Raw genomic sequence first — 26,329 nt, 5'->3', positions numbered from 1 at the left:
TGGGGTTACTTCAACTCCACCAGGCGCGCCAGGTAGGTCGTGTCGCCGACATTGGTCAACATGTGAACGGCTCCGGGGTCGCGGTAGACCACGCCGCCGGTGGGTTCGTCGGCGTCGATCCGGGTGCCGTCGATGGTCTGCACCACGTTCTTCGCGCCCTGGACGGCCACCACCAGGTACGGGTGGTCGTGCCGGTGCAGCGGCTGCCGCTCGCCCGGCTCCAGCCGGATGTGCCACACCCGCACCCGGTCGTTCTCGAAGACGATCTCCTGGCCCACGGGACCGAGTTCGAGGTCGGTGTCGGTCATCGGATTCCGTCCAGTTGGGGGAGCACCTCGGCGGCGATGAGCTCCAGGTGGTCGAGGTCGGAGAAGTCGATCAGGCGCAGGTGCACCCGGGTGGCGCCGATCGCGGCGAACTCGCCGAGCCGGTCGACCAGTTGGGCGGGGGAGCCGACCACCGGGTCCTCCGGCGGCAGGGCGCTCTTGACGTGCAGCGGCGCGGCCCGGTGCCGGGCCTCGGCGTCGGTACGGCCGATCGCCACCACCACCCCGGCGGAGAGCACCAGCGGCGCCCGCCCCGACTCCGCCCGGCCGGTCCGGTCGCACGCCTCGCGCACCCGCTCGTACGCTGCGGCGGTCTCCTCGACCGACTTGAACGGCATGTTGAACTCGTCGGCGTACCGGGCGGCCAGCTCGGGCGTGCGCTTCGGGCCACGCCCGCCGACGATCACCGGCGGGCCGGGCACCTGCACCGGCTTCGGCAGGGCGGGGGCGTCGACCAGCCGGTAGTGATCGCCGGCGTGGCTGTAGGTCTGCCCGGCCGGGGTACGCCAGAGGCCGGTGATGATCTCCAGCTGCTCGGCCAGCCGGTCGAAGCGTTCGCCGACGGCGGGGAACGGGATGCCGTACGAGGTGTGCTCGCGCTCGTACCAGCCGGCGCCGATGCCCAGCTCCACCCGGCCCCCGCTCATCCGGTCCACCTGGGCCACCATCACGGCCAGGGGTCCGGGCAGCCGGAAGGTGGCCGAGGTGACCAGCGTGCCGAGCCGGATCCGGGAGGTCTCCCGGGCCAGCGCGGCCAGGGTGAGCCAGGCGTCGGTCGGGCCGGGCAGTCCCGCATCCCCCATCGACTGGTAGTGGTCGGCCCGGAAGAAGCCGTCGAACCCGCCGGCCTCGACCGCCTGGGCGAAGCGGAGCTGATCCTCATAGTCCGCGCCCCGGTGCGGCTCGGTGAACACGGTCACCCGCATGGTCATCGTCCTTCCGAACCGGCGGGCGCCGGCGCCTCGCGCTCCATCAGCAGCTCGTGCAGCTCGGCGCTGATCCGGGCGACGTCGGCGAGGTGCTCGTGGCGGCCGAGGGTGCGGGGCCGGGGCACGGCCACCTCGACGATCTCGCGGATCCGGCCGGGGCGCGGGCTGAGCACCACCACCCGGTCGGCCAGCAGCACCGCCTCGTCGATCGAGTGGGTGACGAAGACGACGGTCGCCCCGGTCTCCATGTGCACCCGTTGCAGCTCGCCGGAGAGCTCCTCGCGGGTGAGCGCGTCCAGGGCGGAGAACGGCTCGTCCATCAGCATCACCCGGGGCTCGCCGAGCAGCGACCGGCACAGCGACACCCGCTGCTGCATGCCGCCGGAGAGCTCGTGCGGCAGCCGTTTCTCGAAGCCGCCGAGGCCGGTCATCTCCAGCAGTTGGTGGGCCCGTTCGCGGTGCTTGGCCCGGCTCCAGCCGAAGATCTCGGCCGGCAGCAGGACGTTGTCCAGCACCGTGCGCCAGGGCAGCAGGGCGGGCCGCTGGAAGAGCATCGCGATGTCCCGCCGGGGCCGGGTGATCGGGGTGCCGGCGACGGTGATCTCCCCGCTGGTGACCGGGAGCAGGCCGGCGATCATGCGGAGCAGGGTGGACTTGCCGCAGCCGGACCGGCCGAGCACCGCGACGAACTCGCCCTCGGCGACCTCCAGGTCGATCCCCCGCAGCGCCTCGACCCGCCCGGAGCGGCCGTCGAACGTCCGCGACACATCCGCGAGTCGGATCATCTCCGGCGGGCCTCCGCTGAGTGGGCAATCAGGAATCCGACAAAGGCTATCCGGCGTGGCCCACTTGCCGACAGTCCGGGGTGGACCTACCTGTTCCCGTTCCGCAACCCGATGCGACTGGCGTCGTCGCGGTGCGGCTCTCGTACGCTGTGCCCGCGAAGAGTCCCTTCACGACGGTGGCGCCGGCTCCCCCCTCACGCCGGCACCCCGGACCGACAACCCCTTCCGGGTGGCATGACCCGGTCGGAAAGGACATGGTGCACTGATGAGAAGGCTGACCCGCACGGTCGCCGCGGCCGCCCTGGCCACCGCCCTCGCCCTGGTCTCGGGGTGCAGCGGCGGCGATGACAGCTCCGACGCCAAGGGCGGCGACGGCAAGGCGCTGGAGAAGGTGACCTACCTCACCTCGTTCGGCAACTTCGGCCGTGACTCGTACGCCTGGGTGGCGAAGGAGAAGGGCTTCTTCAAGGAGGCCGGCTTCGAGGTCGAGATCAAGCCCGGCCAGGGCACCGGCTCGGTCATCCAGACCATCGTCGGCGGCCAGGCCCACTTCGGCCCGATCGACCTGACCGGCGGCCTGCTCCAGCTCGGCAACGGGGTGGCGAAGGACTTCGTCGCGGTGGCGGCCATCCAGCAGCGCACCATGGCCGCCGTCGTCACCGTCGAGGGCAAGAACATCGCCTCGCCCAAGGACCTGGAGGGCAAGAAGCTCGCCGACACCCCCACCTCCGTGGTCCGGCAGCTCTTCCCGACGTACGCCCGGCTCGCCGGCGTCGACGCCACCAAGGTGACCTGGGTCAACGGCGAGGCGCAGACCCTGATCGGCACGCTCGCCTCCGGCGCCGTCGACGGCATCGGGCAGTTCGTGGTCGGCCAGCCCACCGTCGAGGCGGTGACCAAGAAGAAGCCGGTCGTGCTGCCGTACAGCAACGTGATGCAGGACCTCTACGGCAACGTGCTGATCACCTCCAGCAAGATCGCCAAGGAGAAGCCGGAGATGGTCAAGCGCTTCTCCGCCGCGCTGCTCAAGGGCCTGGAGTACAGCCTGGCCAACCCCCAGGAAGCCGCCGACCTGCTGAAGAAGAACGTCCCGGCGACCGTTCCCGCGGCGGCCGGCGCCGAGCTCCAGCTGATGGCCGGGTACGTCCGGTCCAGCAACTCCGGCACCGCGCTGGGCACCCTGGACAGCGACCGGGTCGCCAAGAGCATCGCCATCCTGCAGGGCGCCGGCGCGCTCAAGCAGAACCTGACGCCGGACCAGATCATCGACTTCAGCCTCGCGCCGAAGGCCTGATCGACGCGCGAGGAGTGCCACGGGGGTGCGGCCGGCCGGGACCACCGGCGGTCGTACCCCCGTCGCGTGCCGGCCCCCCGGGCCGGCGAGAGAGGAGAGATCGTGACGGAGATCCGTACCCGCCCGGAGCCCACCGCCGGGACGGATGCCGCGGGCGCGGCGGCGACCCCGACCACCCCGCCGGCCGGCGCGGCCGGGCGGCGGCCGGGGGTGGGCCCGGCGACCGTCGGCCTGCCGCTGCTCGGCCTGCTGGTCGCGGTGACGGTCTGGTGGCTGGTCACCTCGGGGCTGGGGCTGGTGCACCCGGCGTCCCTGCCGCCTCCCCAGGAGGTGTGGCGGGCCCTGACCGCGGCGGCCGACGTGCTGCTGCCGGCCCTGCGCATCACCGCGACCATGACGCTGGTCGGTTTCGTGCTCTCGGCGGCCGCCGGGATCCTGATCGGGATGGCGCTGGCCGCGTCCCGGACCGCCGAGCGGATGTTCGCGCCGCTGCTGGTGGCGGTGAACGCGGTGCCGAAGATCGCCCTGGGGCCGCTGCTGGTCGTCTCGGTCGGCTTCGGTGAGAAACCGATCCTGACCATGGTCTTCCTGCTCTGCTTCTTCCCGATCGTGCTCTCCACCGCGACCGGGCTCTCCACCACCCCGGCTGACCTGGCCGAGCTGGCCCGGTCGCTGAACGCCTCCTGGTGGCAGTCGTTCCGCAAGGTGCGCTTCCCCGCCGCGCTGCCGCAGATCTTCGTCGGGCTCAAGGTGGCGATGCCGCTGGCCGCGATCGGCGCGGTGATCGGCGAGTTCTACTCCGACAAGCCGGGGCTGGGCTATCAGATCCTGCAGTACAACGGCATCGGGGAGTACCCGACCGCGTGGGCCGCGATCGTGCTGATCGCGGTGATGAGCATCCTGTTCTATTCGGCGCTCTCCCTGGTCGAGCGGCTGGCCCTGCCGTGGATCCGGGAGACCACCTCGGCCCGGTGAACCGGTGTGGCCCCGCCGCTCGGCGGGGCCACACCGCCGCTCAGCCGGCCAGGCGCCAGCGGCCGCCGCGGGCGACCAGGGTGGTCAACGCCTGGGGCATCAGGCCCGAGTGGTTGTCCGGGGTCATCCGGATCGGCCCGGAGAGGCCGTCCAGCTGGGACGTCTCCAGCACGTCCCGGATGCCGTCCCGGTTGACCGTGCCCTCCGCGCGGCGGGCCCGCAGCGCCGCGTCGGCGATCAACTGCACCGCGTCGGCGGCGAAGGACGAGAACCCGTTGTAGCCACCGAACCGGGCGGTGTAGTCCTGGAACCACTGCCGCCGGGCCGCCTTGGCCGGGGTGGTGGCGATCACGTCGTCGATCACCATGGTCTGGGTGAAGATCAGGGTGGCCTTCTCGGTGGACCGGGCGGCGGAGCCGAGGAACAGGTCGCCGGCGGCGGCCGCGTCGAGGAAGAGCGACCCGGCGAAGCCGGCCTGCTGCGCGCTGGTGGCGGCGAGCGAGGCCTGCTCCGGCGGGGTCCAGACGATCAGCGCGTCGGGCTTGCGGGCGGTCAGCAGGCGGACCGGCTGGCTCACCTCGGTGTCGGTGCCCCGGACGGACTCGCTGCGCAGCAGCTTGATGCCGGCCTTCTCCAGCTCCTTGTCGAGCGCGCTCAGCCCCTCCCGGCCGTAGTCGTCGTCGCTGTGCAGCACCCCCACCTTGCGGATGTTGCGGCGGCGCAGCTCCGAGGTGAGCGCTCCGGCGCTGTCGGCCGCGTTCGGGGCCAGCTTGAAGACGTACCGCCGCTCGGCGACCGGGTTGGCGACCGCGCCGGACGGGGCGAGCGCGATGGTCGGAATGCGCTTCTCGTTGATGGTCCGGGCGGCGCCGACCGCGCATTCGTTGCAGCCGCCCATGATGATCGCGCTGACCTTGGAATTGCTGCTGAAGTCACCGATGTTGCGCAGCGACTCACTGGCGTCGGAACGATTGTCCTTGATGTCCAGTCGCATCTTCCGTTCGCCCAGCGCGCCGGAGGAGTTGAGCTGCTCGACCTTCAGTTTCAGGGCCCTTTGGTACGCCTTGCCGATCGGAGCCGCGGCCCCGGAGAGTTCGAGGTCGACCGCGACGACGATCGGGCTGGTGTCCTCCTGTCCCGCGCCCAACGAGCAGCCGGTGAGCGTGGTGGCCAGTACGGCCGATGCGAGCGCCACGATGGTCGCGGAGCGGATGGGGCTCAACTCTCTCCTCCAGGTGCGGCGCGGGCGCTGCCCGGTCACCGCCGCTAAGCCGTCCTCAGTGGAGAAACGGGATCGTCTGCCGTACGGTGTGCGCGAAAGCCTGCAAAACCTTGCCAATGCCGGCCGCTGCGGTCAAGCGCGGAAGGTCACGGCGTTTTCGGGATCGCGATCCCACATCGTGGGGTCATCAGATGTTTACGAACGCTCACTCCGCAGAGGCGGGCGACCACTCTGGAGTGACATGGCCTGTTCAGAGCGTACGCGGCAATGAGGGCAAATCGCGTGCAGGTCGTGGGTTGACCGTTTCCTGCCTCACTGCGGCTTCCCAAACAGGATCTCGTCTGATGAAATCGCGGCCGTGCCGCGCGTGGCGGTGTCCGCTGCACCACGCACGGGTTGGCGGGTCAGGCGTGGAAGAAACGACGGAGGCGATGTCGTGAGCACCGGACCGACGACCCTGCCCGAATTCGGTGAGGCCGCCGAGAGTGACCGGGGGCGACGGCTGCCCCGGCTGCGGGACGCCCGGATCCGCTCCAAGCTCGCCCTCATTCTGGTCGTCCCGGTCGCCGCGGTCATCGCTCTGGCAACTATCCGACTCGTCTCCACCGGCGAGGGGGCGTACGACGCCACCCGGATCCGCTCGCTGACCGCGCTCTCCGTCGACGTCTCGGCGCTGGCCCAGGACCTGCACAAGGAGCGGATGGCCGCGGCCGGCTACCTGGCCGACCCGCAGCAGAAGGCCGACGACTACAACCTGCGGGTCCGGGCCACCGGGCAGCGGATCGACGAGTACCGGGCCGAGCGGGGCCGGATCGGGGAGGTTCCCCCGGCCGTCCGCGACCAGCTCGCGGTCATCGACGACCACCTGGAGACGCTCGACGGCACCCGCCAGGAGGTCCTCGACCGCCGGCAGATGCCCGTCGCCGAGGCCACCCTCCGGTACGGGATCATCCTCACCGACCTCGTCGGGTACGGCGACACCCTGGCCCAGCTCGCCGGCCAGGAGGACCTGGCCGACGCCCGCCGCGCGGTCGCCGCGTTCAGCCGGGCCAAGGCGGCGGTCGCCGAGGAGGAGGCGGTCGCCTACACCGCCCTGAGCGCCGGCCGGCTCGACGAGGAGCAGTTCTCCTCGTTCGTCGCCACCCTGACCAGCCAGCAGGAGGCGCTGGTCTCGTTCACCCTGACCGCCGAGCCCGACCAGCGGGCCCTGGTGGACAGCGCCGTCTCCGGCGACGCGGTCGGGCTCGCCGACCGGGTGTCCGCCGACATCACCCGGTCGGTGGGGCAGCGTCCACTGGTCAGCGCGGCCGACGCCACCGCCTCGATCGGGGCCGTCAACGACCTGATGCGGTGGGCCGAGCTCCAGCTCCAGGACCGCCTGCTCACCCGGACCGAGGAGGCCCGCGCCGACGTCGTCCGGCAGGCCGTCATCGAGTCGTTGCTGGTGCTGCTCACCCTGGTCATCGCCGTCACCCTCGCGGTGGTGCTGGCCCGCTCCCTCAACCACTCGCTGCGCCGGCTGCGCGAGGGCGCCCTCTCGGTGGCCAACCACGACCTGCCGGACGCGGTCAAGCGGTTGCAGAGCATGGGCAACCTCGGCGACGGCGGCGTGGAGGAGATCGTCCGCCAGGTGCGGGACCCGATCCGGCTGAAGAACCGCGACGAGGTGGGGCAGGTCGCCCTGGCCTTCAACGTGGTGCACCGGGAGGCCGTCCGGGTCGCCGCCGAGCAGGCGGCGCTGCGGACCAGCGTCTCGGCGATGTTCCTCAACCTGGCCCGGCGCAGTCAGACCCTGGTCGACCGGATGATCGGCGAGCTGGACGCCATCGAACGCGGCGAGGAGGACCCGAAGCGCCTCGCCCAGCTCTTCGAACTCGACCACCTCGCCACCCGGATGCGCCGCAACGACGAGAACCTGCTCGTCCTGGCCGGCGCCGACTCGGCGGTGCCGCGGCGGGAGGACGCGCTCCTGGTGGACGTGCTGCGGGCCGCCCAGTCCGAGGTGGAGCTCTACAACCGGATCGAGTTCGGCACCGTCGACACCGACATCTCGGTGGCCGCGCACGCCGTCAACGACGTGGTCCGGCTGGTCGCCGAACTGCTCGACAACGCCACCCGGTTCTCGCCCCCGACCACCACCGTGGTCGCCGACGGCCGGCGGATCCGCGACTACGTGCTGATCCAGATCGAGGACCGTGGCCTCGGCCTGACCGAGGAACAGCTCGACTCCCTCAACCGCCGGCTGGCCGCGCCGCCGAGCGTCGACGTCGCCGCCTTCCGGCTGATGGGTCTGGCCGTGGTGAGCAGGCTCGCCTCCCGGTACGGCATCCGGGTGGAGCTGCGCCGCAACGTCGAGGGGGGCACGGTCGCCCAGGTGACCCTCCCCAACGCCACCGTGGTGCTGCCGGCCAACCGGGGCCGCGACCAGGTGCCGTCCCGGCCGCGCCAACCCCTGCCGGTGGAGCAGGGCCCGCTGACCCCGGCCGGCCACGGCGATCCGCTGACCGTTGGGCACAACGGCGCGGCCACCCTGACCGACCAGTGGCGTACCCCCGCCCCCGCCCCGACCTCGGCGCCGTGGCAGTCACCGGTCGACGCCCGGGACACCGCCGGCGCGGTGCACCTCGGTGGAGCGGTTCCCGGCGTGCCGGCCACCCCGACCTCCCCGGTACCGGCGTCGTCCGTGCCCACCTCGTCCGGGCCGGCGGAGTCCGGGTACGGCTTCTCGGTGAACGCGCCGACCACCGCGAACCCCACCCTTCCCCCGTTGCCGAAGCGCAGCCCGAACGGCGACACCGCCGGGGTGCATGCGGCCGGGCCGGTCGCCGGCGTGGCGGCCGAACCGATGGTCCCCGCACCCGCCCCGACGCCGTTCGCCGCGGCGCCGAGCGCACCGCCGGCGCCGTTCGCCGCGGCGCCGACGCCGGCCGCCCCGACGCCGTTCGCCGCGGCCCCGGCCGTACCGGTGGCGTCGTACTCGCCGCCGGCCGCCCCGGTGGTCTCCCGGCCGAGCCCGCCGGCCGACTCGCCGATCTTCCGGGAGATGGAGGCGGTCTGGTTCCGCTCCCACGGCGACGACGCCACCGCGATCTTCAAGCGGCCCAACTTCGACGAGCCGCCCGCCCCCGCGCCTCGCCAGCCGGAGAGCACCGCCGCGTCGACGCCCACCCGGGCGCCGCTGCCGACCCGGGTCCCGGCCGCGGCGGCGACCGCCGGCACGACGCCGGCCACGCCCGCGCCGGCCACGCCGCCGCCCTCGTACGTCCCACCGTCGGCGCCGCCCGCGCCGCCGGTGGCCCCGACGCCGGAGCCGCCGGCCCCGACCGCCCCCCAGCCGGCGGCGCCGGACTCGCAGGCGTGGCGGACCGCGGCGGACGAGGGCTGGACCCGGGCCACCCGGGCCGCCGAGCCCGCCACCGGCGGCACCACCCGATCCGGCCTGCCCAAGCGGGTGCCGCAGGCCCAACTCGTACCCGGCGGCATCGAACCGAAGGGCGGCCGGGACCGCAGTCGTCGCACTCCCGACGAAGTACGCGGCCTGCTCTCCGCCTACCACCGCGGCGTGCAGCGCGGTCGGTCGGCCGGTACGGACCAGAACAGCACCTCGACCAAGGAGACGAGCCGATGAACAGGCCAGCGGCCATGCAGGACATGGGTTGGCTGCTCACCAATTTCGCCGACAGCGTGGCGGGCATCGCCCACGTGGTGGCGGTGTCCGCGGACGGGCTGCTGCTCGCCTCCTCCCGGGACCTCCCGGGGGACCGGGCGGACCAGCTGGCCGCGATCACGTCCGGCGTGGTGAGCCTGACCGAGGGTGCGGCCCGGATGTTCAGCGCCGGCGGGGTGTTGCAGACCGTGATCGAAATGGACAGCGGCTACCTGTTCCTGATGTCGATCAGTGACGGGTCGTCGATGGCCGTGCTCGCGGCCCGCAGCTGCGACGTGGGCCAGGTCGGCTACGAGATGGCGCTGCTGGTCGAGCGGGTGGGCGCCGCGCTGGTCCCGCTGCCGCGGGACGCGGTGCGCTCGTAGCGCACGACGGGTGGGGCCGGGCGTGACCACGCCCGGCCGGGGAGACGAATTCCGGGGCCGGTGACCCCGGGTGGGGAGGAGGTGATCGCGGATGGAGCCACGGCGGGACCCGCGCGGGGCGTTGGTGCGCCCGTACGCGGTCACCCGGGGCCGGACCGAGCCCAGCCGGGACATCGCCCTGGAAGCGGTGCTGTCGGCGACTCCCACCCAGGTCGCCGAATCGCGGTTCGCCGGGCACGACAAGTACCGCATCGCCACGGTCTGCGAGGGCCGGGCACAGTCGCTGGCGGAGATCGCCGCGTACACCCGGATGCCGCTGGGCGTCACCCGGGTGCTGGTCGCCGACCTGGTGGCCGAGGGCCTGCTGACGCTACACACTGCCGCTCCCGCCGAAGGCTACGAGGAGCGGATGAACCTGCTGGGAAGGGTGCTAAGTGGACTTCGCGAACTATGACCCCGCCGGGGCGCACCGCAGCCGGGAGATCATCTCCGCGAAGATCGTGATCGCGGGTGGCTTCGGCGTGGGCAAGACGACCCTGGTCGGGGCGATCTCCGAGATCACACCGCTGACCACCGAGGCGCTGATGACGGCGGCCGGGGTGGGCATCGACGATCCGTCGAAGGTGCCGGGCAAGGAGACCACCACGGTCGCCATGGACTTCGGCCGGATCACCATGGCGCAGGACCTGATCCTGTACCTCTTCGGCACACCGGGCCAGACCCGTTTCTGGTTCATGTGGGACGAGATCATCCGGGGTGCGGTCGGTGCGGCGGTGCTGGTGGACACCCGGCGGATCACCGACGCCTTCGCGCCGCTGGACTACTTCGAGAACCGCAACCTGCCGTACGTGGTGGCGCTGAACCGGTTCGACGACGCGCCGCACTACGAGGTGGAGGAGATCCGGGAGGCGTTGGCGATCTCGCCGGACGTGCCGCTGGTGATGTGCGACGCCCGGCAGCGGGAGTCGGTCAAGCAGGTGCTGGTGACGGTGGTCGAGCACGCCATGCTCCGCCTCCAGGCCGAGCACGGGCGCGGCTTCCCGGCGCCGGTGGGCTGACGGCCCCACGCCCCGGGCACCTGTCGACGGCCCGGCGCCGCCTCCGCCACGGAGACGGGGCCGGGCCGGCCGTCCTACTCGACCCGGAGTCGGTAGCCGCGCTTGACGACGGTCTGCACGACGCGGGGGGCCTGCAGGCCCACCCGCAGCCGGGCCACCGCCATCTCCACCGCGTGCTCGTCCGCGCCGCGCGGCAGGGTACGCAGCAGCGCGGTGCGGGACAGCACCCGGCCGGGGGTGGCGGCCAGCGCCCGCAGCACCGCCATCGGCGCGGGGGCGAGTGGGCGCAGCTCACCGTCGACCACGGCGGCGTGCCCGCGCAGGGTCAGCAGGTGCCCGGCCGCCTTGACGGTCACCGCGCGCCGGGGCAGCTCGTCGACGATCTGCCGGACCAGTGCCCCGAGCCGGGCGCGGGCCGGCGCGCTGACCGGTACCCCGCGCCGCACCAGCGGTTCCGCGGTGACCGCGCCGACGCAGCTGGCCAGCACGTCCCCGCGCAGCGCCGCCAGCACCGTCTCGGTGCGGTCCCCGGCCGCCCGCAGCAGCGCCTCCGCCGCGGGCGCCGAGGTGAAGGTGACGGCGTCGACCATCCGGCCGGCGACCAGGTCGATGAGCCGGTGCAGCGGGGCTGGGTCGGTCGGCGGGGCCCACCGGTAGACCGGCACCTCGATCACCGTCGCCCCGGCCGCCTCCAGCGCCTCGGTGCACTCCGGCTGGCGGTCGCCGTGCAGCTGCATGGCGATCACCTGCCCGGCCACCCCGCGCCGGCACAGGTGGTCGACCACCTCCTCGCAGCTCTCCGAGGAGGGGGACCACTGGTCGTGCAGGCCGGCCGCCCGGATCGCGCCGCGCGCCTTCGGCCCGCGCGCCACCACGTACGACCGGGCGAGGACGGAGCGCAGCGGCTCGGCCAGCCCCCAACCCTCGGCCGCCTCCAGCCAGCCGCGCATCCCGATGCCGGTGTTCGCCATCAGGATGTCCGGCGGCCGGTCCAGGCAGGCCCGGGTGGCCTCGCGCAGGTCGGTGTCGTCGGCCAGCGGCACGATCCGCAGGGCCGGGGCGAGCACCACCCGGGCGCCACGCCGCTCCAGCAGCGCGGCCAGCTCGTCGCGCCGCCGGTCGGCGGTCACCCCGACGGTGAACCCGGCCAGTTCGTCCCGCATCACTCCTCCTGTCGTAGCCGCACCTCGACGACGCCGTCCCGGCAGCGGACCCCGTGCCGGCGCAGGGTCACCTCGGCGAGGTCCAGGCAGCGCCCGGTGCGCAGGTCGTAGACCTGCTTGTGCAGGGGGGAGGCGACGGTCGGCGCGCCGCCGCGGCTGCCGACGATGCCCCGGGACATCACGTACGCGCCGCCGACCGGGTCGAGGTTGTCGACCGCGAACAGCTCGTCGCCGGTGCGGAAGAGCGCCACCTGCACCCCGTCGACCAGGGCGGCGACGCCCCGGTCGGGCTCCAGCCGGTCCAGGGGGCAGACCGGCGTCCAGGTCAGCGTCATCGTCGCGGTCATCGCCGTACCTCCGGCAGGCCCAGCGTGACCGGTTGCCGGCGGCGGGGCGGCGCGTCGGCCGGGTCGCCCGGCGCGCTCGGGCGGGGTGGGGGAGCGGCCCGGCCGGCGGGCACCGGCTGGCCGCGTTCGACGGCGAAGGTGATCGACGGGTCGGGCACGTCCGGGGCGTTGACGAAGGAGGTGAAGCGGCGCAGCCGCTCCGGGTCGTCGAGCACGTCGCGCCACTCGTCGGAGTAGGACGAGACGTGCCCGGCCATCGCGGCGTCGAGCTCGGCGCAGAGCCCGAGCGAGTCGTCCACGATGACCGCGCGCAGGTGGTCGAGGCCGCCGTCGAGCGCCTCGATCCAGGCGGCGGTGCGTTGCAAGCGGTCGGCGGTGCGGATGTAGTACATAAGGAACCTGTCGATCAGCGTGATCAGTGCTTCGGTGGACAGATCGGTGGCGAAGAGGTCGGCGTGCCGGGGCCGGAAGCCGCCGTTGCCGCCGAGGTAGAGGTTCCAGCCGGTGTCGGTGGCGATGATGCCGAAGTCCTTGCTGCGGGCCTCCGCGCACTCCCGGGCGCAGCCGGAGACCGCCGACTTGATCTTGTGGGGGGCGCGCAGGCCCCGGTAGCGCAGCTCCAGGGCGACGGCGAGCCCGACCGAGTCCTGTACGCCGTAGCGGCACCAGGTCTCACCGACGCAGGACTTCACCGTGCGCAGCGCCTTGCCGTACGCGTGGCCGGACTCGAAACCGGCGTCGACCAACCGGCGCCAGATCTGCGGCAACTGCTCGACCCGCGCCCCGAACAGGTCGATCCGCTGCCCGCCGGTGATCTTGGTGTAGAGCCGGAAGTCCCGTGCCACCTCACCGATCACGATGAGCTTCTCCGGGGTGATCTCCCCGCCGGGGATCCGGGGCACCACCGAGTAGCTGCCGTCGCGTTGCAGGTTGGCCAGGAAGTGGTCGTTGGTGTCCTGCAGCGACGCCTGCTCGCCGTCGAGCACGTGCCCGGTGCCGAGCGAGGCGAGGATCGAGGCCACCACCGGCTTGCAGATGTCGCAGCCCCGCCCCCGCCCGTGCTCGGCGACGAGCTGGGAGAAGGTGCGGACGCCCCGCACCCGGACGATGTCGAACAGCTCCTGCCGACCCACGTCGAAGTGCTCGCAGAGCGCGCCGGACTGCTTCACCCCGGCCGCGTCGAGCAGCTGCTTCAACATCGGCACGCAGGAGCCGCAGCTCGTCCCGGCCCGGGTGCACGCCTTCAGCGCCGGCACGTCCGTGGCGCCACCGGCGATCGCCGCGTCGATGTCGTCCCGGGTCACCGCGTTGCAGGAGCAGACCTGCGCCGCGCCCGGCAGCGCGGCCACCCCGCCGCCGCTCTCCCCGGCCGGCGCCAGCAGCGCCAGCGGGGGAGCGGGCAGCGGCCCGCCGACGCTGGCCCGCAGCGTCGGGTAGGCGCTCGCGTCCCCGACCAGCACCCCGCCGAGCAGCGTCCGCGCGTCGTCGGAGAGGACCAGCTTCGCGTACGACCGGGTGGCCGGGTCGGTGAAGGTGACGTCCAGGCAGCCGGGGGTGGTGCCGTGCGCGTCACCGAACGAGGCGACGTCCACCCCGAGCAGCTTCAGCTTCGTCGCGGTGTCCGCCCCGGGGAAGGTCGCCGAGCCGCCCAGCAGCCGGTCGGCCACCACCTCCGCCATCGCATACCCGGGGGCGACCAGGCCGTGGCAGGTGCCCTCGACCGCCGCGCACTCGCCCACCGCCCAGATCCGCCCGTCCCCGGTGCGGCAGGCGGTGTCGACCAGCACCCCGCCGCGCGGGCCGAGCGGCAGGCCGGCGGCCCGGGCCAGCTCGTCGCGGGGGCGGATGCCGGCGGCCACCACGACCAGCTCGGCGTGGACCGTGCCGCCGTCGGAGAGCTCCAGCGCGGCGACCACGCCGTCCGGGCCGGGGCGCAGCGCCGTGGTCGCCACCCCGAGGTGGGTGGTGACGCCCAGCTCCTCGACCCAGCGGCGGAGCATCGCGCCGCCGGCCTCGTCGACCTGCACCGGCATCAGCCGGGGCGCGAACTCCACCACGTGGGTGCCCAGGCCGAGCAGCCGCAGCGCGTTCGCCGCCTCCAGGCCGAGCAGGCCGCCGCCGATCACCGCCCCGACCCGCCGGCCCCGGGCGTGCTCCCGGATCGCCTCCAGGTCGTCCAGGGTCCGGTAGACGAAGACCCCGGGCAGGTCCGCTCCCTCCACCGGCGGCACGAAGGGGTAAGACCCGGTCGCCAGCACCAGCACGTCGTACCGGTGCTCGCCGGTGGCCGTGGTGACCACCCGCCGCGCCCGGTCGATGCCGGTGGCCGGCTCGCCCAGGCGCAGCTCCACCCCGTCGTCGGGGGTGTGCAGGTTCAACTCGTCGGCGCCGACCCCGTCGAAGAACGCCGAGAGCCGCACCCGGTCGTACGCCGGCCGGCGCTCCTCGGCGAGCACCGTGACCCGCCAGCGGCGCTGGTCGTCCCGGGCGCGCAGCGCCTCGACGAACCGCTGCCCGACCATGCCGTTGCCGACGACGACCACTCGTCCGCCGGTCATCGCGCCACCTCCTCGGGGTGTCTGTTCGGTCATCCGGTCACCTCCACGGAATCCACTTCGGACAGCCAGCCGACGATGCCGGCGACCGCCTCCCGGCAGCCGCCGCAGCCGGTGCCGGCCCGGGTCGAGGCGACCACGTCGTCGACCGTCCGGGCCCCGGCGCGCCAGCAGCCCACCAGCGCGCCCTTGCTGACGTCGTTGCACTGGCAGACGGTCGCCGCGTCCGGCATCAGCGCCGGGGACTGGGCGGGGGCCGCCGCGGTCGCGCCGAGGGAGCGGCCGAGCAGCAGCGCCCGGCGGTCCGCCGGGACCGGTCCGCCCCGGTCGAAGAGCTGCACCACCGTGCCGACCGACGGGTTGTCGCCGAGCAGGATCGCGGCGGTCAGCCGTTCGTCGTGGATGCGCAGCCGGGCGTACGTGCCCCGAGCCGGGTCGGTGAAGGTCAGCTCCTCGCCGGGCCCACCGGTCGGGTCGCCCATCGCGGCCAGGTCGACGCCGGCCGCCTTGAGTCGGGTCACCACCGGCCGGGGCCGGTACCGGGCCGCCGGGTCCTCCCCGGTGACCAGCTGCGCCACCACCCGGGCCTGTGCCCAGGCCGGGGCGACGAGCCCGCTCACCGCGCCGTCGTGCTGGGCGCAGTCGCCGATCGCCGAGATGTGCGGGTCGCTGGTGCGCAGCCGGTCGTCGACCACCACCCCCCGCTGCACCGCCAGTCCGGCGGCGGCGGCCAGGGCGGTCTCGGGGCGTACCCCGCAGGAGATCACCAGGAGGTCGGCGGTGAGCGAGCGGCCGTCGGCCAGGTCGAGGCGGATCTGGTTGCCGGTCGCGGTCACCCCGGTGGCCGCGACCGCCAGGTGGGTGGTCACCCCGAGGCCAGCGAGGGTGCCGGCCAGGACGGCGGCGCCGGCCGGGTCGAGCTGGCGTTCCATCAGGTACGGCAGGGGGTGCACCACGCCGACGTCGAGCCCCCGGGCGGCGAGCCCGCGGGCCGCCTCCAGCCCGAGCAGTCCGCCGCCGAGCACCAGCGCGCTGCGCGCGCCCTCGGCCGCGGCGAGGATCCGCCGGCAGTCCGCCAGGGTGCGGAAGGGGACCACCCGCTCCGGCAGGTCGGCCGGGTCCAGGCCGGGCAGCGGCGGCACCACGGCCCGGCTGCCGGTGGCGAGCACCAGGTGGTCGTAGGAGATCCGGTCGCCGTCGTCGGTGCGGACCTCGCGTGCCGCCCGGTCGACCGCGACGGCGGCGATCCCGGTCCGCACGTCGGTGCCCTGCCCGGCGACCTCGGCCAGCTCCACGTCCGGCTCGCCGATCTTCCCCGCGAGCAGGGTGGAGAGCATGATCCGGTTGTACGCCCGGTGCGGTTCCGCCCCGAGCACGGTGACCTTCCGGTCGCCGTCGCGGGCGTGCAGCTCCGCGGCGAGCCGGGAGCCGGCCATGCCGTACCCGACGATGACCACGTTTCCGCTCATGCCTTCTCCACCCGGACGGCACAGATCTTGAATTCGGGCATCCCGGAGATCGGGTCGACCGCGTCGTTGGTGACCGAGTTCGCCCGGGCCGCGCCGGCCCAGTGGAACGGCGCGAAGACGGTGTCCGACCGGATCCCGGTGCTGAGCCGGGCCGGCGCGCGCAGCTCGCCGCGGCGGGAGGTGACCCGCACCTCGTCGCCGTCGGCCACCCCGAGCCGGTCGGCCAGGTCGGGGTGCAGCTCGACGAAGGCGCCCGGGGCGGCCCGGCGCAGCGCGTCGACCCGCCGGGTCTGGGTGCCGGACTGGTACTGCGCCAGCACCCGCCCGGTGGTGAAGTGCAGCGGGTACTCCGCGCAGACCTCCTCGGCGGCGGGCCGGTGGGTCACCGGGTGGAACCGGGCCCGGCCGTCCGGGGTGGGGAAGGTGTCGGCGAAGAGCCGAGGTGTGTCCGGCCCGTCCGGGTCCGGGCAGGGCCAGAAGACGCCCTCGTCCCGCTCGATCCGCTCCCAGCTCACCCCGGCGTAGTCGGCCGGGCCACCGGCCGAGGCCCGGCGCAGCTCGGCGAAGACCACCCGTGGGTCGGTCGGGAACGGCTCCGCTGCCGGCCCGTGGCCGGCTGCCGCCCCGCCGCCCGCCGCCGGCTCCCCGGCCGGGCGGGGTGATGGCCGGGGGCCCTTGCCCTGCGCGAGGGGAGTGCCTTGGGCCCCCGCTTCCAGGCGGGCGGCGAGGTCGGCGAGGACGGCCAGGTCGGTGCGGACCCCGGGGGGCGGCGGGCGCAGCGCGCGGCGGCGCAGCACCCGGCCCTCCAGGTTGGTCATCGTGCCGTCCTCCTCCGCCCACTGGGCGACCGGCAGCACCACGTCGGCCAGCGCGGCCGTCTCGGAGAGCAGGAAGTCGGCGACCACCAGCAGGTCCAGCCCGCGCAGCCGGTCGGTGATCCGGGCGGCGCGGGGGGCCGAGACCACCGGATTGGAGCCGAAGACCAGCAGGGCCCGTGGTCCGTCGGGGGTGCCGAGCGAGTCCAGCAACCGGTACGCCGGCACGCCGGGGCCGGGCAGCTCGTCGGGGTCGACGCCCCAGACCCCGGCCACGTGGGCGCGGGCCGCCGGGTCGTCGATCCTCCGGTAGCCGGGCAGCTGGTCGGCCTTCTGCCCGTGCTCCCGGCCGCCCTGTCCGTTGCCCTGACCGGTGAGGCAGCCGTACCCGGAGCCGGGGCGGCCGGGCAGGCCGAGGGCGAGCGCCAGGTTGACGAAGGCGCTGACGGTGTCGACGCCCTTGGCGTGCTGTTCCGCGCCCCGAGCGGTCAGGATGATCGCGCTGTCGGCGGTGCCCAGCGCCCGGGCGGTCGCCTCCAGGTCGGCGACCGGGACTCCGGAGAGCCGCTCGACCTCGGCCGGCCAGTACCCGGCCACCGTGCGACGCACCTCCTCGAAGCCCTCGGTACGGGCGGCGACGTAGGCCCGGTCGACCAGCCCTTCGGTGAGCGCGATGTGCAGCAGCGCGTTGGCCACCGCGAGGTCGGTGCCGGGCAGCGGTTGCAGGTGCAGGTCGGCCTGGCGGGCGGTGGCGGTCACCCGGGGGTCGATCACGATCAGCCGTCCACCGCGCTGCCGCTGGTCGGCCAGGTGGCGCATCAGCGGCGGCATGGTCTCCGCCGGGTTGGCCCCGACCAGCAGGAGGGTCCGCGCCCGGCCGAGGTCGGCCAGCGGGAACGGCAGGCCCCGGTCGACGCCGAAGGCCCGGATGCCGGCCGCGGCGGCCGAGGACATGCACCACCGGCCGTTGTAGTCGATGTGCCGGGTCCGGAGCGCGACCCGGGCGAACTTGCCCAGGGCGTACGCCTTCTCGTTGGTGAGCCCGCCGCCGCCGAAGACGGCGACGGCGTCCCGTCCGTGTCCCGCCTGGACGGTCCGGATGCCGGTGGCGACCCGCGCCATCGCCTCGTCCCAGCCGGCCGGGCGCAGCTCGCCACCGGGCTCGCGCAGCAGCGGGGTGGTCAGCCGTTCGGGATGGTCCAGCAGCTCGGCGGCGGTCCAGCCCTTCTGGCAGAGCCCGCCCCGGTTGGTGGGGAACTGCCGGGGGAGCACCTCGACCCGCTCACCGGTGTCCCGCAGGACCATCCCGCACTGCAACGCGCAGTACGGGCAGTGCGTCTCCGCATCCCGGGGTGCGACCCCCGGCTGCGTCGCGGAGCGGGCACGTTCTGTCATGCCTGGGAAGCGTGCCGCCGGGCGGTTTCCGCTCCGGGTCCCCGCTGTTTCGGTCCTGTCAAGAGCGGCTCACACCTCACGGGGGCGCGGGGCCGGTCCGCGGGGCCTACAATATGAGACAGTTTTCTCATATTCTGGGAGGCCCCGATGGATGTGGCGGCGGCGTTCGACGCGGTGGCGGGCACCTACGACGAGGCGCGGCGGCGCCTCGTGCCCTGCTTCGACGACTTCTACGGCACGGCGGTCGAGGTGGCCGCGCCACCGCTGCGGGCGGCACTGGAGTCAGGGCGTACCCCGTGGGTGCTGGACCTGGGCGCGGGCACCGGGCTGCTCTCGCTGCTGCTGACGGCGGCGGTGCCGGGAGTGCGGGTGACCCTGGTGGACGCCGCGCCGCGGATGCTCGCGGCGGCCGCCGACCGGTTGACCGCCAGGGGCGTGGCGCACCGCACGGTGCTGGCCGACCTGACCGACCCGCTGCCCGAGGGCCGGTACGACGCGGTGGTCTCCGCGCTCGCCATCCACCATCTCGACGACGCGGGCAAGCGGGCGCTCTACCGGCGGGCCGCCGACACGCTGGTGCCCGGCGGGGTGTTCGTCAACGCCGAGCAGGTGGCCGGCCCCACCCCCGCCCTCGACCGCCGGTACGACGAGGTCTGGGTGGCCCGGGCCACCGCCCTCGGTTCCGAGGACGCCGAGCTGGCCGCCGCCCGGGAGCGGATGCGGCACGACCGGCCGGCGCCGGTGGCCGACCAGTGCCGGTGGCTCGCCGAGGCCGGGCTGGTCGACGTCGACTGCTTCTTCAAGTCGTGGCGCTTCGCCGTCCTCGGCGGCCGGCGAGCCTGAGCCCGCCGGCCGGCCCGCTCCGGACGAGGCGTTTTGGGCCGTTGACCGACCGGCGCGAAGCGGGATGACTGGCGGTCATACCTTTGGGTAGTCTTCCCGGCATGACTGCCAAGGTGACCCTGTCGTTCTCCGACGAGACGATCGAGGAGGCACGCCGGTTCGCCAAGCGCGAGGGGCTCTCCCTCTCCGCGTGGATGGACCAGGCGGCCCGGGAGAAGGCGCTCCGCGAGGTCTTCACCGCGCACGCCGCGGCGGTCGCCCGGGCCGGGCTGGACCTGGAGTCCGCCGCGATCGCCGACGCCCGCGAGGTCGGCATGGTCGACGATGTCCTCTTCGGCGGTCGGCCGCGTGCTGCGTAGGGGGGAGATCTGGCGCATCGAGGGCGCTCGTGAACGGCTCGGGCTGGTGGTCAGCTCCGACGTCTACAACTCCACCGACGTGCCGATCGTGATCGTCGTCGAGGTGGTCGACGAGTCGTTGCTGCGCGACTCCCCGCTGGCCGTCCCGATGGGCCGCTGGGTGGTGATGCCCGACCGGCTCTCCTCGCCGATGAAGAAGTGGTTCACCGAGTGCGTCGACGTCACCGACGCCGAGACCATGCAGCGGGTCGACCGGGCGCTGCGCATCCTCCAGCAGCTCTGACCCTCACCACCGCCCGCCGGCCGTCGTGCGATTCCCGTTTCCGGAACGACCCGTCACGGGCACGGCCGGGTAATCCGGCGTTCCTAACCTCCTCGGCACACCGACGAGGAGGAGCCGCCGTGAGCACGCTCGCCCCCACGACCGCCGTCACCGCCGACCCGCCCGCCGCCGGGCGTCCGCACCGTATCGAGCAGTGGCGCCCCGAGGACCCCACGTTCTGGCGTACGACCGGAGCCCGGATCGCCTGCCGCAACCTCTGGGTGTCGATCTTCGCCGAGCACGTCGGGTTCTCCGTGTGGAGCCTGTGGTCGGTCACGGTCCTCTTCCTCGGCCCCGCCTACGGCATCGACCCGGCCGGGAAGTTCCTGCTCACCGCCGTGCCGGCCGCGCTGGGGGCGGTGCTGCGGCTGCCCTACACGCTGGCCGTGGCGCGCTTCGGCGGGCGGAACTGGACCATCGTCAGCGCCCTGATGCTGCTGCTGCCGGCGGTGCCGATGACGATCCTGCTGGAACCGGGGGTGTCGTACCCCACCCTGATGGTGCTGGCCTGCCTCACCGGCGTCGGCGGCGGCAACTTCGCCTCCTCCATGGCCAACATCAACCTCTTCTTCCCGGACCGGCTCAAGGGGCGGGCGCTCGGGCTCAACGCCGGCGGCGGCAACCTGGGCGTGCCGGCGGTGCAGCTGGTCGGGCTGGCGGTGCTGGCCACCGCCGGAGCGGCGTACCCCCGGCTGGTGCCCGCGGTCTACCTGCCGCTGATCGTGCTGGCCGCGCTGGCCTCGGCCCGCTGGCTGGACAACCTGCCGAACGCCCGCAACGAGCCGGGCGCGCTGCGGGAGGCCGCCCGGGAGCCGCACACCTGGGTGATGTCGCTGCTCTACATCGGCACCTTCGGCTCGTTCATCGGGTTCGGCTTCGCCTTCGGGCAGGTGCTCCAGCTCCAGTTCGCCGAGCGCTTCCCCACCCCGATCGACGCCGCCTGGCTGACCTTCCTCGGCCCGCTGATCGGCTCGCTCATCCGGCCGGTGGGTGGGCAGCTCGCCGACCGCCTCGGCGGCGCCCGGGTCACCTTCTGGAACTTCGTCGCGATGGCGGCCGGCGCCGGACTGGTGCTGTACGCCGCCCGCGAGCGCTCCTTCCCGCTCTACCTGACCGGCTTCCTGTCGCTCTTCGTCTTCTCCGGGGTGGGCAACGGGTCCACGTACAAGATGATCCCGGCGATCTTCCGGGCCCGGGCGGCCGGCGAGGCGGAGCTGACCGGTGACCCGGAGGCGGCCGCCCGGCGGGCCCGACGGCTCTCCGGGGCGCTGATCGGCATCGCCGGCGCGGTCGGGGCCTCCGGTGGCGTGCTGGTCAACGTGGCCTTCCGGCAGTCCTTCCTGACCTCCGGCAACGCCGAGGCGGCCTACCTGGCCTTCATCGGCTGGTACGCGCTCTGCTTCGGTCTGACCTGGGCGGTGTACCTGCGACCGGGCCCGCGTCGGCTGGCCGGGGTGTGACCTGTACCATCGACACAACGCAAGCCACGCTGGGTGACCCCCCGTTTTGACCTGCCGACGGGGCGGCGGGTATCGTTGCCTGCTGTTGTACGACATCCAGAGGCGTGCCGCATCAGGTACGCTTGGTCGTTCGTGCGCGCCTGGTCACCTCGGCGCGCGACCCCAGACCGACGACGAGACAAGGTAGACCTGTGCGTACGTACAGCCCGAAGCCGGGTGAGATCGAGCGTCAGTGGCACGTTATCGACGCCTCTGATGTCGTGCTGGGCCGCCTGGCCACCCACGCCGCCACGCTGCTGCGCGGCAAGCACAAGCCGACTTTCGCGCCGCACGTCGACACGGGCGACTTCGTCGTCATCGTGAACGCGGGCAAGGTCGCGTTGACCGGCAACAAGCGTCAGACCAAGGTTGCCTACCGCCACTCCGGTTACCCGGGTGGCCTCAAGCAGGTCGGCTACGACGAGCTGCTGACCAAGCGCCCCGAGCGGGCCATCGAGCTGGCCGTCAAGGGCATGCTCCCGCACAACAAGCTCGGCCGTCAGCTGATCAAGAAGCTGAAGGTCTACGCCGGTGCCGAGCACCCGCACGGCGCGCAGCAGCCGGTGCCGTTCGAGATCAAGCAGATCGCGCAGTGAGCGCGGGCGAAGGAAGCAGCATGACCGACATCACCGAGACCGAGGTTGCCCCCGAGGCCACCGAGGCGCCGGCGCCCGTCGCCCGCGCGCCGCGTGGTGACCGCCCGATCCAGACCGTGGGTCGGCGCAAGGAGGCCATCGTCCGGGTCCGCATCGTCCCGGGCAGTGGCAAGATCACCTGCAACGGCCGTGACCTCGAGGCCTACTTCCCGAGCAAGGTGCACCAGCAGCTCATCAAGGACCCGCTGGTCACCGCCGAGAAGCCCGAGTCGTTCGACGTCATCGCCAACCTGCGTGGCGGCGGCACCACCGGCCAGGCCGGTGCGCTGCGGCTGGCCATCGCCCGGGCGCTGATCGTCAACGAGCCGGACGACCGCCCGGCCCTGAAGAAGGCCGGCTTCCTGACCCGTGACGCCCGGGTCAAGGAGAGCAAGAAGTACGGCCTCAAGAAGGCCCGTAAGGCTCCTCAGTACTCGAAGCGCTGATCATCAGCGGCACGTTGTACTTCTGACGGAACGGCCGGGTCCGCCTCCCTTCGCGGGAGGTGGGCCCGGCCGTTCCGCTTTCGCCGTTACATCGGCATTGTCATCTCAGCGGCAGTTTCACCGGAGGTTGGCGGGTATGGGGCGGTTGTTCGGCACGGACGGCGTACGCGGGCGAGCGAACCTGGATCTCACCCCCGAGTTGGCGCTCGCGGTGGCGGTGGCCGCCGCCCACACGTTGGCCGAGTCGGACCGGAGCCATCCCCCGCTGGCGGTGGTCGGGCGGGACACCCGGGCCAGCGGCGAGATGCTGGAGGCCGCGGTGGTGGCCGGGCTCACCAGCGCCGGCGCCAACGTGGTCCGGGTAGGCGTGCTGCCCACCCCGGCGGTGGCGTTCCTCACCGCCGAGGCCAAGGCCGACCTGGGTGTGATGCTCTCCGCGTCACACAACCCGATGCCGGACAACGGCATCAAGCTCTTCGCCGCCGGCGGGCACAAGCTGCCGGACGAGATCGAGATGCGGATCGAGGCCGCCGTCGAGGCGAACGCCACCACCGCCTGGGAGCGGCCGGTCGGCGCGGGCGTCGGCCGGGTGCACGACCTGCTCGACGGCGCCGACCACTACGTGCAGCACCTGACCAGCACGCTGTCGCACCGCCTCGACGGGATCAAGGTCGTGGTGGACTGCGCCAACGGCGCGGCCGCCGAGGTGGCGCCGGTGGCGTACCGCGAGGCGGGCGCCGAGGTCATCGCGATCAACGCCGAGCCCGACGGCCTCAACATCAACGACGACTGTGGCTCCAACCACACCGACGCGCTGCGCGCCGCGGTGGTCGAGCACGGCGCCCACCTGGGCATCGCCCACGACGGCGACGCCGACCGCTGCGTCGCGGTGACCGCCGACGGCGAGGAGATCGACGGCGACCAGCTGATGGCGATCCTCGCCCTGGCCATGCGGGAGGCCGGCACGCTCACCCAGGACACCCTGGTCGCGACCGTGATGAGCAACCTCGGCCTGCGCCTGGCGATGTCCGCCGAGGGCATCCGGCTGGTCGAGACCAAGGTCGGCGACCGGTACGTCCTGGAGGAGCTGCGCGCGGGCGGCCTCGCCCTGGGTGGCGAGCAGAGCGGCCACATCGTGATGCCGGCGTACGCCACCACCGGCGACGGGGTGCTCACCGGCCTGCACCTGATGTCGCGGATGGCGGCCACCGGCAGGTCCCTGGCCGAGCTGGGCGCCGTCGTGGCCAAGCTGCCGCAGGTGCTGATCAACGTGCCGGTCGGTGACCGTACCGCCGGCGCGGCCGCGCCCGCCGTGCGGGCCGAGGTCGAGCGGGCCGAGGCCGAGCTGGGCGAGACCGGCCGGGTGCTGCTGCGCCCGTCCGGCACCGAGCCGCTGGTGCGGGTCATGGTGGAGGCCGCGACCGAGTCGACCGCCCGGTCGGTGGCCGAGCGGATCGCCGAGCAGGTCCGCACCGCCAGCCCGGCCACCTGACCTCCGCGCGCCGGCACCATCCGGTGCGGCCGGGTGTCGACGGTCAGGTCGTCGTCGACACCCGGCGCAGGAAACGCTCACCCAGCTCGACCACCTGACCGGCGTCGAACTCCAGGGCCGGGCCGGCGACCGTCACCTCCGCCATCGCCAGGCCCGGTACCTCGGTGTCCCGCCAGCCGCCGACGAACCAGGTCTTCTCCTCCTCGGCCAGGGCGAGGTTGACCTCGTCCAGCAGCTCGGCCGGGTACGGCAGCCAGAACCGGAACTGGTGGGTGTGCGGAGGCGTGGGGAACACCCGGGCGCCGGGCAGCTCCGCCAGGGCCGCGGCGACGGTACGCGCGTGCGTCACGTATCCCGGCAGCCGGGGCAGCTCGTGCTCCAGCCCGGCGAGCGCGGCCAGCGCGGCCGGCCACTGCTGGAACAGCTGCCCGCCGTACCGGTGCCGCCAGACGCGGGCGTAGCGGATCAACTCGTCGTCGCCGGCCAGCGCCGCGCCGGAGATGCCGCCGAGGGACTTGTAGAACGAGACGTAGACGCTGTCCGCCAGCGCCGCGACCTCGACCGGCGACCGCCCCAGGTGCGGGGTGGACTCCCACAGCCGGGCGCCGTCCAGGTGCACCCGGGCACCCCGTTCCCGGGCCGCCGCCACCGTGGCGACCAGCTCGTCCCAGTCCGGCAGCACGAAACCGGCGTCGCGCAACGGCAGCTCCAGCAGCAGCGTGCCGATCGGCTCGGCGAGCGCCGCCACCTCCCCGGCGTCCGGGTTGCGCGCCGCCCGGGTGGTGAGCACCGCACGCAGGCCGCCGAGCACCGCGTACGCGTCCCCCTCGTGCACCAGCGGGTGGCTGAGCGGGTGCAGGCCCACCGCGTCCCGGCCGGTCACCTCCGCGCCGTAGCGCATGGCGACCTGCTGGGCCATCGTGCCGGTGGGGAAGAAGGCCACCGCCCCGGCGCCGAGCAGTTCGGCGACCCGACGCTCCACCGCCCGCACCGCGCCGCCCTCGCCGTAGAGGTCCGGCAGGGCGTCCGGCTCGGCGGTGGCCCGCAGGACGGCGAGCTGCTCGGCGACCGTCACCGGCCGCTTCCCGGCCAGCGCCCGGTCGCAGCCGCGCAGCGCGCTCAGCCGGCGCAGCCGTGCGGTGGACGGGTCGCTCATCGGGCGCCCGCGAGGCCGCGCAGCCGGGTGACCGCCTCGGTGAGCACGTCGGGGCGCTTGCAGAACGCGAAGCGGATCAGCCGACGGCCGGCCTCCGGGTCGTCGTAGAAGACCTGGGTGGGCACCGCGACCACCCCGCACCGCTCCGGCAGCGACCGGCAGAACTCCACCCCGTCCCGACCGCCCAGCGCGGTCACGTCGGCGGTGACGAAGTACGTCCCCTCCGGGGTCAGGACCTCGAAGCCGGCGTCGGTGAGACCGGCCACCAGCTGGTCCCGGCGTCGTTGCAGGTCGTCCCGGAAACCGGTGAAGTAGGCGTCGGGCAGGGCCAGCGCGACGGCGACCGCCGGTTGCAGCGGCGCCGCGTTGACGAAGGTGAGGAACTGCTTGACCCGCAGCACCGCCGAGACCAGCGCCGCCGGCCCGCTCACCCAGCCCACCTTCCAACCCGTGCAGGAGAAGGTCTTGCCGGCCGAGGAGATGCGCAGGGTCCGCTCCCGCATCCCCGGCAGGGTGGCCAGCGGCACGTGCGGCGCGGCGGCGTCGGTGAAGACCAGATGCTCGTACACCTCGTCGGTGACCGCGTACGCCTCGTGCTCCCGGCAGAGCTCGGCGACCAGCGCCAACTCCTCCGGGGTGAAGACCTTGCCGGTCGGGTTGTGCGGGGAGTTGAGCAGCACCAGCCGGGTCCGGGGACCGAACGCGGCGCGCAGCGCCGCCGGGTCGAAGGCGTACCGGCCGTCGCCGCCCGGGCGCAGCGTCACCGGCCGCCGCACCGCGCCGGCCAGTGCGATCGAGGCGGCGTACGAGTCGTAGTACGGCTCGAAGCAGATCACCTCGTCGCCCGGCTCGCAGAGCGCGAGGATGGCGGCGGCGACCGCCTCGGTGGCGCCGGCGGTGACCACGATCTCGCCGTCCGGGTCGTACGTCAGGCCGTGGAAGCGGCGCTGGTGGTCGGCGACGGCCGCGCGCAGCGCCGGGATGCCCGGGCCGGGCGGGTACTGGTTCTGCCCGGTGCGCAGCGCCTCGGCCGCGGCGGCGAGCATCTCCGGCGGGCCGTCGCTGTCCGGGAAGCCCTGGCCCAGGTTGACCGCGCCGGTGCGGACGGCGAGCGCGGACATCTCGGCGAAGATCGTCGTCCCGAACGGACGCATCCGGGCCACGAGCGGGTCGACATCGGTGGGCGTCGTCACCTGCGCCAGCCTACGGTCC

At 73.8% G+C, this 26,329-nt stretch carries 24 protein-coding genes; 13 read left to right on the top strand and 11 right to left on the bottom strand.

Annotated elements, in window-relative coordinates:
* Positions 1-5: 5 nt before the first annotated feature.
* Genes V6U79_RS19380 through V6U79_RS19370 form a run of 3 tightly spaced genes read right to left on the bottom strand, consistent with a single transcriptional unit; the run spans position 6 to position 2,040 of the window.
* Positions 6-308, bottom strand: a complete 303-nt coding sequence (locus tag V6U79_RS19380) for a cupin domain-containing protein (protein ID WP_334528431.1) — start codon at positions 306-308, stop codon at positions 6-8.
* Positions 305-1,252, bottom strand: coding sequence for an LLM class F420-dependent oxidoreductase (locus V6U79_RS19375; protein WP_334615376.1), 948 nt, complete (start codon positions 1,250-1,252; stop codon positions 305-307). Before V6U79_RS19375 ends, V6U79_RS19380 begins: the two co-directional genes overlap by 4 nt.
* 2 nt (positions 1,253-1,254) lie before the next feature.
* Complete coding sequence (locus V6U79_RS19370; protein ID WP_334528427.1) at positions 1,255-2,040, bottom strand: ABC transporter ATP-binding protein; 786 nt, start codon at positions 2,038-2,040, stop codon at positions 1,255-1,257.
* Between the two features lie 265 nt (positions 2,041-2,305).
* Here V6U79_RS19370 and V6U79_RS19365 point away from each other — a divergent pair, with 265 nt between their 5' ends.
* Positions 2,306-3,334 carry an ABC transporter substrate-binding protein gene (locus tag V6U79_RS19365; RefSeq protein WP_334528424.1) on the top strand — a complete coding sequence of 343 codons (1,029 nt, stop codon included), beginning with the start codon at positions 2,306-2,308 and terminating at the stop codon, positions 3,332-3,334.
* 102 nt (positions 3,335-3,436) lie between these two features.
* The gene (locus V6U79_RS19360; RefSeq protein ID WP_334528421.1) at positions 3,437-4,309 is read left to right on the top strand and encodes an ABC transporter permease; all 873 of its coding nucleotides are present in this window, start codon (positions 3,437-3,439) and stop codon (positions 4,307-4,309) included.
* Between the two features lie 40 nt (positions 4,310-4,349).
* Here V6U79_RS19360 and V6U79_RS19355 read toward each other — a convergent pair whose 3' ends face one another.
* Complete coding sequence (locus V6U79_RS19355; protein WP_334615375.1) at positions 4,350-5,531, bottom strand: ABC transporter substrate-binding protein; 1,182 nt, start codon at positions 5,529-5,531, stop codon at positions 4,350-4,352.
* A gap of 436 nt (positions 5,532-5,967) precedes the next feature.
* Between V6U79_RS19355 and V6U79_RS19350 the strand changes: the two genes are divergently transcribed.
* From V6U79_RS19350 to V6U79_RS19335, 4 genes are all read left to right on the top strand, one after another.
* Positions 5,968-9,159 (top strand): sensor histidine kinase, encoded by a 3,192-nt coding sequence (locus V6U79_RS19350; protein ID WP_334615374.1) that lies wholly within the window; start codon positions 5,968-5,970, stop codon positions 9,157-9,159.
* Positions 9,156-9,563, top strand: a complete 408-nt coding sequence (locus V6U79_RS19345) for a roadblock/LC7 domain-containing protein (protein ID WP_007465177.1) — start codon at positions 9,156-9,158, stop codon at positions 9,561-9,563. Before V6U79_RS19350 ends, V6U79_RS19345 begins: the two co-directional genes overlap by 4 nt.
* Positions 9,564-9,654: 91 nt before the next feature.
* Positions 9,655-10,017: a DUF742 domain-containing protein gene (locus tag V6U79_RS19340; RefSeq protein WP_334529430.1), complete on the top strand. Its 363-nt coding sequence runs from the start codon at positions 9,655-9,657 to the stop codon at positions 10,015-10,017.
* Positions 9,998-10,621 (top strand): GTP-binding protein, encoded by a 624-nt coding sequence (locus tag V6U79_RS19335; protein ID WP_334529433.1) that lies wholly within the window; start codon positions 9,998-10,000, stop codon positions 10,619-10,621. Before V6U79_RS19340 ends, V6U79_RS19335 begins: the two co-directional genes overlap by 20 nt.
* 74 nt (positions 10,622-10,695) lie before the next feature.
* Here the strand turns inward: V6U79_RS19335 and V6U79_RS19330 are convergent, their stop codons facing one another.
* Genes V6U79_RS19330 through V6U79_RS19310 form a run of 5 tightly spaced genes read right to left on the bottom strand, consistent with a single transcriptional unit; the run spans position 10,696 to position 18,365 of the window.
* On the bottom strand, positions 10,696-11,784 hold the full coding sequence (locus V6U79_RS19330) for a uroporphyrinogen-III synthase (RefSeq protein ID WP_334529436.1): 1,089 nt from the start codon (positions 11,782-11,784) through the stop codon (positions 10,696-10,698).
* A complete protein-coding gene (gene nirD / locus V6U79_RS19325; protein ID WP_334529439.1) occupies positions 11,784-12,131 on the bottom strand; it encodes a nitrite reductase small subunit NirD in 348 nt (115 codons plus the stop codon). Before nirD ends, V6U79_RS19330 begins: the two co-directional genes overlap by 1 nt.
* Positions 12,128-14,689, bottom strand: coding sequence for a nitrite reductase large subunit NirB (gene nirB, locus V6U79_RS19320; protein WP_334615411.1), 2,562 nt, complete (start codon positions 14,687-14,689; stop codon positions 12,128-12,130). Before nirB ends, nirD begins: the two co-directional genes overlap by 4 nt.
* 29 nt (positions 14,690-14,718) lie before the next feature.
* On the bottom strand, positions 14,719-16,155 hold the full coding sequence (locus V6U79_RS19315; RefSeq protein ID WP_334615373.1) for an FAD-dependent oxidoreductase: 1,437 nt from the start codon (positions 16,153-16,155) through the stop codon (positions 14,719-14,721).
* Positions 16,152-18,365 carry a molybdopterin oxidoreductase family protein gene (locus V6U79_RS19310; protein WP_334615372.1) on the bottom strand — a complete coding sequence of 738 codons (2,214 nt, stop codon included), beginning with the start codon at positions 18,363-18,365 and terminating at the stop codon, positions 16,152-16,154. Before V6U79_RS19310 ends, V6U79_RS19315 begins: the two co-directional genes overlap by 4 nt.
* A 147-nt stretch (positions 18,366-18,512) precedes the next feature.
* On the opposite strand from V6U79_RS19310, the gene V6U79_RS19305 reads away from it, so the two are divergent.
* From V6U79_RS19305 to glmM, 7 genes are all read left to right on the top strand, one after another.
* Positions 18,513-19,208: a class I SAM-dependent methyltransferase gene (locus V6U79_RS19305; RefSeq protein WP_334615371.1), complete on the top strand. Its 696-nt coding sequence runs from the start codon at positions 18,513-18,515 to the stop codon at positions 19,206-19,208.
* Between the two features lie 101 nt (positions 19,209-19,309).
* On the top strand, positions 19,310-19,567 hold the full coding sequence (locus V6U79_RS19300) for a DUF6364 family protein (protein ID WP_334529451.1): 258 nt from the start codon (positions 19,310-19,312) through the stop codon (positions 19,565-19,567).
* Positions 19,533-19,850 (top strand): type II toxin-antitoxin system PemK/MazF family toxin, encoded by a 318-nt coding sequence (locus tag V6U79_RS19295; RefSeq protein ID WP_334615370.1) that lies wholly within the window; start codon positions 19,533-19,535, stop codon positions 19,848-19,850. Before V6U79_RS19300 ends, V6U79_RS19295 begins: the two co-directional genes overlap by 35 nt.
* Positions 19,851-19,969: 119 nt before the next feature.
* Positions 19,970-21,349, top strand: a complete 1,380-nt coding sequence (locus tag V6U79_RS19290) for a nitrate/nitrite transporter (protein ID WP_442933797.1) — start codon at positions 19,970-19,972, stop codon at positions 21,347-21,349.
* A gap of 191 nt (positions 21,350-21,540) precedes the next feature.
* Positions 21,541-21,984: a 50S ribosomal protein L13 gene (rplM, locus tag V6U79_RS19285; protein WP_121399851.1), complete on the top strand. Its 444-nt coding sequence runs from the start codon at positions 21,541-21,543 to the stop codon at positions 21,982-21,984.
* A 20-nt stretch (positions 21,985-22,004) separates the two neighbouring features.
* Positions 22,005-22,469 (top strand): 30S ribosomal protein S9, encoded by a 465-nt coding sequence (gene rpsI / locus V6U79_RS19280; RefSeq protein WP_334615369.1) that lies wholly within the window; start codon positions 22,005-22,007, stop codon positions 22,467-22,469.
* Between the two features lie 136 nt (positions 22,470-22,605).
* Positions 22,606-23,961 carry a phosphoglucosamine mutase gene (glmM, locus tag V6U79_RS19275; protein ID WP_334529459.1) on the top strand — a complete coding sequence of 452 codons (1,356 nt, stop codon included), beginning with the start codon at positions 22,606-22,608 and terminating at the stop codon, positions 23,959-23,961.
* A 43-nt stretch (positions 23,962-24,004) separates the two neighbouring features.
* On the opposite strand, the gene V6U79_RS19270 is transcribed toward glmM, so the two are convergent.
* Positions 24,005-25,117 (bottom strand): threonine aldolase family protein, encoded by a 1,113-nt coding sequence (locus tag V6U79_RS19270; RefSeq protein ID WP_334615367.1) that lies wholly within the window; start codon positions 25,115-25,117, stop codon positions 24,005-24,007.
* Entirely contained in the window at positions 25,114-26,310 is a 1,197-nt protein-coding gene (locus V6U79_RS19265; protein WP_334529465.1) for a pyridoxal phosphate-dependent aminotransferase, read from the bottom strand. The genes V6U79_RS19270 and V6U79_RS19265 overlap by 4 nt, the downstream gene beginning before the upstream one ends.
* Positions 26,311-26,329 lie beyond the last annotated feature (19 nt).

This window comes from Micromonospora psammae (genome assembly GCF_036902725.1).
Lineage (GTDB): Bacteria > Actinomycetota > Actinomycetes > Mycobacteriales > Micromonosporaceae > Micromonospora.
This window is presented reverse-complemented; position numbering and strand designations above follow the sequence as displayed.

Excerpts from the sequence above, each read along its gene's own strand:
- V6U79_RS19295 (WP_334615370.1), top strand. The coding sequence starts at position 19,533 with ATGTCCTCTTCGGCGGTCGGCCGCGTGCTGCGTAGGGGGGAGATCTGG.
- rpsI (WP_334615369.1), top strand. The coding sequence starts at position 22,005 with ATGACCGACATCACCGAGACCGAGGTTGCCCCCGAGGCCACCGAGGCG.
- V6U79_RS19305 (WP_334615371.1), top strand. The coding sequence starts at position 18,513 with ATGGATGTGGCGGCGGCGTTCGACGCGGTGGCGGGCACCTACGACGAG.
- V6U79_RS19270 (WP_334615367.1), bottom strand. The coding sequence starts at position 25,117 with ATGAGCGACCCGTCCACCGCACGGCTGCGCCGGCTGAGCGCGCTGCGC.
- V6U79_RS19380 (WP_334528431.1), bottom strand. The coding sequence starts at position 308 with ATGACCGACACCGACCTCGAACTCGGTCCCGTGGGCCAGGAGATCGTC.
- glmM (WP_334529459.1), top strand. The coding sequence starts at position 22,606 with ATGGGGCGGTTGTTCGGCACGGACGGCGTACGCGGGCGAGCGAACCTG.
- V6U79_RS19345 (WP_007465177.1), top strand. The coding sequence starts at position 9,156 with ATGAACAGGCCAGCGGCCATGCAGGACATGGGTTGGCTGCTCACCAAT.
- V6U79_RS19375 (WP_334615376.1), bottom strand. The coding sequence starts at position 1,252 with ATGCGGGTGACCGTGTTCACCGAGCCGCACCGGGGCGCGGACTATGAG.
- V6U79_RS19315 (WP_334615373.1), bottom strand. The coding sequence starts at position 16,155 with ATGAGCGGAAACGTGGTCATCGTCGGGTACGGCATGGCCGGCTCCCGG.
- V6U79_RS19370 (WP_334528427.1), bottom strand. The coding sequence starts at position 2,040 with ATGATCCGACTCGCGGATGTGTCGCGGACGTTCGACGGCCGCTCCGGG.
- V6U79_RS19330 (WP_334529436.1), bottom strand. The coding sequence starts at position 11,784 with ATGCGGGACGAACTGGCCGGGTTCACCGTCGGGGTGACCGCCGACCGG.
- nirD (WP_334529439.1), bottom strand. The coding sequence starts at position 12,131 with ATGACCGCGACGATGACGCTGACCTGGACGCCGGTCTGCCCCCTGGAC.
- V6U79_RS19310 (WP_334615372.1), bottom strand. The coding sequence starts at position 18,365 with ATGACAGAACGTGCCCGCTCCGCGACGCAGCCGGGGGTCGCACCCCGG.
- V6U79_RS19365 (WP_334528424.1), top strand. The coding sequence starts at position 2,306 with ATGAGAAGGCTGACCCGCACGGTCGCCGCGGCCGCCCTGGCCACCGCC.
- V6U79_RS19340 (WP_334529430.1), top strand. The coding sequence starts at position 9,655 with ATGGAGCCACGGCGGGACCCGCGCGGGGCGTTGGTGCGCCCGTACGCG.
- V6U79_RS19300 (WP_334529451.1), top strand. The coding sequence starts at position 19,310 with ATGACTGCCAAGGTGACCCTGTCGTTCTCCGACGAGACGATCGAGGAG.
- nirB (WP_334615411.1), bottom strand. The coding sequence starts at position 14,689 with ATGACCGGCGGACGAGTGGTCGTCGTCGGCAACGGCATGGTCGGGCAG.